Genomic DNA, 6,009 nt, shown 5'->3' with positions numbered 1-6,009 from the left:
AGTTCGCGCACCAGTCCGGCGATGAACCGGCGGTTTTGGGTCGCTCCTGCAGCCTCAGGTGCGATCAGATCGGGATCGAGCAGGTCGGCATCGGCGACGAGGATCGCCCGCCCTGCCCCCGGCGTGCAGCGTGCCATTTGCGCGGATTCGGCCAGCGTACACGCGCCATCCCCGGTTTTCCCCGATACAGACGTAAACTGCCCCGGTTTGACCAGCGTCGCTCCGCTTTTGGGCAGCGTCACCGCTCCAAGCTCCGGATCGACCATTTCAAGCCCCCAGTGCGCGAGCAGCGGAGCGAGCAATCCGCTGCGCAATGGCCCGCGAGGATCGCCAAAGCCCAGGCCGCTCTCCCATTGCAGATCGGGGTCGGTGAAGATCAGCGCGCGCCCGCCGCCGCGCACAAAGCCATCGAGCGCGACCAGACCTTCGGGGGCGAGGGCGCGCGGCTGAATGAGGATCAGCAGATCGATATCGCCAAGCGCATCTGGCAGCAGCGCATCAAGCACGACAAGCTGGTGCGCGTCGTTCAGCGCCAGATAAAACGGATGCGGATCGCCCTCACCCGCTATCACCGCCTGAACATCTGGAGCGTCACCATAAACCAACGGCAGGCTGCTCATCAGCGCAATACGCGCGACGGGCAGGTCGGGCAGCAAAGGCTCAGGGTCAGCCGCCGCGCTGTGGCATCCGGCGATCAGCAGCAACGGCAGCAGCGCCCGCAGCAGAGCGCCGCGCGCGCGTAGCACTGGCTTATTGCCGGGTTGGCTGCGCAGCAGCGGTATCGGGATTGGGTTGCAGTTCGCCGACGACCGGCACCGATGCGCTGTGCTGCCTGGCCTTGGCATCGTTGGGCAGATCGGGGACAACCCCAAGATCGACCAACGGCTCGCTTGCCGCAGGTGCGCTGACAACCGGCGGCGCAGCCGGATCTGCAGGATCAACCGGCCCAACGACGGTTGCATTCGCCGCCGACCCACCGTCTGCACGTTGCAGCAGCATGTCAGCCAGTGCGACCATCACCAGCACGGCGAACAGACCTGCAAGGCCAATCTGCAGGCGGTGCAAAATAGGGTTGCCCCCGGTGGCGCGTATTTTTTGAGTCACCATACGGCTGATATAGATCAATCTTTGAGCCATGGAAAGACCGGCAGTCCTTTCGCGGTCAACCACTGCGCGTTGTAAAGCGTCGAGAGGTAGCGAAAGCCGGTGTCGCACAGGATGGTCACGATCCGCGATCCCTTGCCGCACTGCAGGCCAAGCTCGACCGCGCCAGCGACGTTAATTCCCGATGACAGGCCAAGGCACAGGCCTTCTTCCTTGAGCAGGCGCTGCACCCAATACAGGCCAACCTCATCAGAGATGCGGTACTGGGTATCAATCGGCGCATCCTCAAGATTGCCGGTGATCCGGCCCTGACCGATGCCCTCTGCGACCGATGACCCTTCGGCCTTGAGCTCACCATTGGCATAATAATTGAACAGAGCCGCGCCGTGCGGATCGGTGAGCGCGATGGTGACGTTGTCGTCGTGCGCCTTCAGCCCCATGCCCACACCCGCAATCGTACCGCCGGTGCCTGCAGCGCAGGTAAAGCCATCGATGCGGCCCTCCATCTGCGACCAGATTTCCTCTGCCGTCCCCTCGATATGCGCGCGACGGTTGGCGATGTTGTCAAACTGCTGCGCCCAGACCGCGCCGGGGGTTTCCTCCGCCAGCCGCCGCGAGGTGTGGACGAAATGACCGGGGTTGGCATAAGGCGCGGCGGCCACCAGCACCAGTTCGGCGCCCAGCGCACGCAGCGTGTCCATCTTTTCTTTCGACTGGGTTTCGGGCATCACAATGATGGTTTTATAGCCCTTGGCATTGGCGACCAGTGCAAGCCCGATGCCGGTATTGCCCGCAGTCCCCTCGACAATCGTGCCGCCGGGCTTGAGCGTGCCGTTTTCTTCGGCGTCGCGCACGATATACAGCGCTGCGCGGTCCTTCACCGATGCGCCGGGGTTGGTATATTCGCACTTGCCAAAGATATCGCACCCGGCGGCCGCGCTCGGCCCCGCCAGACGGACAAGCGGGGTATTGCCGATAAGATCGAGCGTGCGGGCTGTGGTTGTCATCCCAGCGTAGATAGAGAGGCCACACGAGGGCGGCAAGCGCGGATGGCGTTTATGCGAGGTGTGCGGGGTTGGATGCGAGTTGGACCGATTCCCTTGATCAGCCATGCCCGTCCGGCCTGAGACTGATGAAGGACAGAACCTGTTTCAGCCTCCATGGAGTGTCCACATGATGTCATCGCGGGCCGCCAAGCGATTCGAAAGGTTTGGGAACGCGGGAGGTTCAGGACCAAGAGAACCCTACTCCCGCCCTGCGCGGATCGCGGCACCTGCTGCAATCGGGCAGATCGCGGTGAGCAGCAGGCTTGCCGCCGCGAGCAGCAGCAGGCCGTTCTGCCCGCCCGGAAGCAGACTGCCCGCGCCAAATATCAGCAGCGGCACCGCCAGCGGCAATAACAGCAGTCCGCCAAGTGCCGCGCCCTGGCGCAGATTAGCGGTCAGCGCCGCGATCATCACCCCCAAAGCCGCCAGCGCCGGAGTGGCGAGGGCCAAGCCGATCTCAACCGTCAGCAGTTGCTCGGCATCGAGCCCCAGCAGCCCCGCCGCGATGATCGCCGCCAACATCAGCGGCGGCCCAAAGCTCAGCCAGTGGGCGATGGTCTTGGCGAGCGCGATCAGCTCCTCAGAAAGCCCGCGCACGACATATTGGTCGATGAACCCCTGGTCGATATCGGCCTGCACCAGCCGGTCGATGGGCAGGATGCTGGCGAGCAACGCCGCGACCCAGATCACCCCGCCCCCGGTGCGCCCCAGCAGCTGTGCATCGGGGCCGACCGCGAATGGGTAAATCGTCGCCACCGCCAGAAAAAAGATCACCGGCATCATGAATCCGCTCGATCCACGCGCGCCGCCGCCCAACCCGAAGGCGAGCATCAGTTCGCGCCGGATCAGCGCCATCAACGCGCCGCTCATGCGTCCTCAGCCACCAGAAAATCGACGAGCGACAGCACCTGCGTCGGCTCCATCGGCAGCGGCTGGTGCGATGCGGCAAGCACGAGGCCGCCGCCAGCCCGGTGCGCCGCGATCGCCTCACCCAGCCGCGCAATCGATGCAGTGTCGAGGCCATTGGCTGGTTCGTCGAGCAACCATATGGTGGCCTTTGATATGATGACACGTGCCAGAAGCGCACGCTTGCGCTGCCCGGTCGAGAAGAACCGCACCGGCACTTCGGCAAGGTGCGCGAGATCAACGGTGCTCAACGCGGCGGCAATCTCGGCCTCATCGGCACCATCTAGCCGCGCCCAATGCGCCAGCGCGCGCGCGAGTGGCTGACCAGTGTCGAGCGCCATCCGCTCATCGGCAAGCGCGATCCGCCCGGAAAGACTGACCGTGCCCGCATATGCCGGCAGCAGCCCGGCAATCACCCGCAGCAGGCTGGATTTGCCCATGCCATTGGAACCGGTGACGTGGCACGCCTGACCCGGCGCAAGATCGAGCGATAGCCCGCGAAACAGCATCCGCCCGCCGCGTAAACAGGCAAGCGCATCGCATGCCAGCCGCGCTGGCCTATCCTCACGCATATCGGGATTGTGCATTGCGCTGACCCATGTTTAGCGGGATAGGCGCATTTGCCATCCGCTGCCAAGAGGAGACACCGCCATGGTCAAGAAACTGAGCGACGCCGAGCGCACGGACGCGCTGGCCACGCTGCCCCAGTGGACGCACGAACCGACGCGCGATGCGATCACCCGTACGTTTCGCTTCGACGATTTCGTTGCGGCCTTCGGCTTCATGACCCGCGTCGCGATCCTTGCGGAAAAGGCCGATCACCACCCCGAGTGGTCGAATGTCTACAACCGGGTCGAGATATTGCTGACCACCCACGATGCCGACGGGCTGTCGGCGCGCGATGTCGCGCTGGCGCGAGAGATCGAGCGGGTGGTTTAGCCCACGTCCGCTCAGCCTGAGCCTGTCGAAGGCTTCGCCCTAAGAGCAGCCAATGTCTCACCGTCATGCTGAATTCGTTTCAGCATCCATCGTGCGTCTGGGCTAAGATCTAGCGGGAGGAGAAATGGATCCTGAAACAAGTTCAGGATGACGGCTATTGGTTACGCTGACCGTGGTGCGGGGCCTTCGACAGGCTCAGGCTGAGCGGGAGGCGGTGCGCACCATCCCCCTCACTCCCCCCGGCGCTGGCGCACCATAAGGCCGCCGCGTTTGCGGATAGCACCCGGCATCCACTTGGCGGCGAACGCCAGTTTTTTTGCGGTGGGTCCGACATAGCTGTGCACGTTCTTCGCGTCATGGACCGCATCCCATGCCGCCTGCGCGACGATCGAGACCGGCGCGATCTCAAGCCCGGCCGCAGTTACGCTGTCGCGGCTCGACTGGTTGGTGCGCGCCACCGGCCCGTCGAGCAGCGGCGTATCGATAAAGCTGGGCAGCAGCGCGCGAACCCGCACGCCATCCGGCCCCCATTCGATGTCGAGCGCCTCGGAAAGCCCTCGCACCGCGAACTTGGTCGCCGAATAGACCGACAGCCCCGCCGAGCCATAGATGCCCGATGCCGACGACGTGTTGAGCAGGCACGACCCCGGCGTGGCCTTCAAAAAACGGTGGCCGATGTGTGCGCCATAAACAACACCCTTGAAGTTGATGTCGACCAGCTTTTCGATGTCGTCCTCGCTGTGCTCCTCAAGCAACCCGCCGATGCCAACCCCGGCATTGTTGAACAGCACATGCAGCTTGCCGCCGCTATGTTCAGCAAAGGCTTCCAGCGCGGCGGTCCATTGTTCGCGGCTGCGCACATCGAGCCGGTGAATCGACGACATGCCCGGCGGCAGCATCGCGGCGGTCTGCTCCATGCCGGCGACATTGACATCGGCCAGCCCGACAAACCAGCCGCGCGCGGCAAAGAACTGCGCCACCGCGCGCCCGATACCCGATGCACCGCCGGTGATGAAGATGTATTTCGTATCGGTCATTATATATCCCTCTCCCCACCCCTGTCCCCGGCACCTCATAATCCTCCCCTTGCAGGGGAGGTGGCTTCGCGAAGCGAAGACGGCGGGGTGTCCACGACGGCGCAAAGGGTGTCACCCCTCTACCGCTACGCGGTCCCCCTCCCCTTGATAGGGGAGGATATGGGCTTTCACTATTTTGCTACGCTATGCCCGCATTCCCCCTTGCGCAAGTGGCTAGCCAGCCCGGCCAAGCCCCGCTTATAAGCGGCGTTGCATGGTTACTCACCGCCCTTCCCCAGCACCGCAGGCCCGGCGCGGCCCTGCCGTAGCGTTTGAAGGCGTAACTCGCAGATATGGCCGCATTGTCGCCGTCGACACCATCACCGCGAGCATTGAATCAGGCAGCTTCATCGCGCTGGTCGGGTCATCGGGATCGGGCAAATCGACGCTGCTGAAAACCGTCAACCGGCTGATCGACCCCGACGATGGCCGGGTGCTGATCGATTCGGTCGATGTGAGCGCTGAGGAGCCGCACGCGCTGCGCCGCTCGATTGGCTATGTATTCCAGAACATCGGCCTGTTCCCGCATATGACCGTCGCGCAGAACATCGGCATCGGCGTGAGGCTGGCGAGCCGCAAACCAATGCCCACCGCCGAGATCACGGCATTGCTTGATCTGGTCGATCTGCCGCATGATTTTGCCGCGCGGCTGCCCGAGCAGCTTTCCGGCGGGCAGAAGCAACGCGTCGGCGTGGCGAGGGCGCTCGCGGGCGAACCGGGGTTGATGCTGATGGACGAGCCGTTCGGCGCGCTCGACCCGGTGACGCGCGAGGCGCTGGGCGAGCAATATCGCGCGCTGCACGACCGGCTGGGGCTGACCACGATCATGGTCACGCACGACATGGCCGAGGCTTTGCTGTTTGCTGACCGTATCTGGGTGATGGCGGGCGGGCGCATCACGGCAGACGCCAGCCCGGCGCAGTTGGTCGCGGGTGGTT

General features: G+C 64.2%; 8 protein-coding genes. 2 read left to right on the top strand and 6 right to left on the bottom strand.

Annotation, left to right across the window (positions count from 1 at the left end; translation table 11 throughout):
• The 5 genes from ACEW8G_RS08705 to ccmA all read right to left on the bottom strand — a co-directional run.
• Positions 1–746, bottom strand: a 746-nt coding sequence (locus tag ACEW8G_RS08705) for a hypothetical protein (RefSeq protein WP_373488035.1), incomplete at its 3' end; no start/stop codon positions are given.
• A 4-nt stretch (positions 747–750) separates the two neighbouring features.
• Positions 751–1,125 carry a hypothetical protein gene (locus ACEW8G_RS08700; RefSeq protein ID WP_373488034.1) on the bottom strand — a complete coding sequence of 125 codons (375 nt, stop codon included), beginning with the start codon at positions 1,123–1,125 and terminating at the stop codon, positions 751–753.
• Complete coding sequence (locus ACEW8G_RS08695; RefSeq protein WP_373488033.1) at positions 1,122–2,111, bottom strand: cysteine synthase A; 990 nt, start codon at positions 2,109–2,111, stop codon at positions 1,122–1,124. The genes ACEW8G_RS08700 and ACEW8G_RS08695 overlap by 4 nt, the downstream gene beginning before the upstream one ends.
• A 237-nt stretch (positions 2,112–2,348) precedes the next feature.
• The gene (locus tag ACEW8G_RS08690) at positions 2,349–3,020 is read right to left on the bottom strand and encodes a heme exporter protein CcmB (RefSeq protein WP_373488032.1); all 672 of its coding nucleotides are present in this window, start codon (positions 3,018–3,020) and stop codon (positions 2,349–2,351) included.
• The gene (gene ccmA / locus ACEW8G_RS08685) at positions 3,017–3,643 is read right to left on the bottom strand and encodes a heme ABC exporter ATP-binding protein CcmA (protein WP_373488031.1); all 627 of its coding nucleotides are present in this window, start codon (positions 3,641–3,643) and stop codon (positions 3,017–3,019) included. The genes ACEW8G_RS08690 and ccmA overlap by 4 nt, the downstream gene beginning before the upstream one ends.
• 64 nt (positions 3,644–3,707) lie before the next feature.
• Here ccmA and ACEW8G_RS08680 point away from each other — a divergent pair, with 64 nt between their 5' ends.
• The gene (locus ACEW8G_RS08680; protein WP_373488030.1) at positions 3,708–3,995 is read left to right on the top strand and encodes a 4a-hydroxytetrahydrobiopterin dehydratase; all 288 of its coding nucleotides are present in this window, start codon (positions 3,708–3,710) and stop codon (positions 3,993–3,995) included.
• A gap of 230 nt (positions 3,996–4,225) precedes the next feature.
• On the opposite strand, the gene ACEW8G_RS08675 is transcribed toward ACEW8G_RS08680, so the two are convergent.
• The gene (locus ACEW8G_RS08675) at positions 4,226–5,032 is read right to left on the bottom strand and encodes an SDR family oxidoreductase (protein ID WP_373488029.1); all 807 of its coding nucleotides are present in this window, start codon (positions 5,030–5,032) and stop codon (positions 4,226–4,228) included.
• Positions 5,033–5,285: 253 nt separating this feature from the next.
• Here ACEW8G_RS08675 and ACEW8G_RS08670 point away from each other — a divergent pair.
• On the top strand, positions 5,286–6,009 hold a 724-nt coding region (locus ACEW8G_RS08670; RefSeq protein WP_373488028.1), incomplete at its 3' end, for an ATP-binding cassette domain-containing protein.

The sequence above is a fragment of the Blastomonas sp. genome (assembly GCF_041747255.1).
Taxonomy (GTDB): Bacteria; Pseudomonadota; Alphaproteobacteria; order Sphingomonadales; family Sphingomonadaceae; genus Blastomonas.
This window is presented reverse-complemented; position numbering and strand designations above follow the sequence as displayed.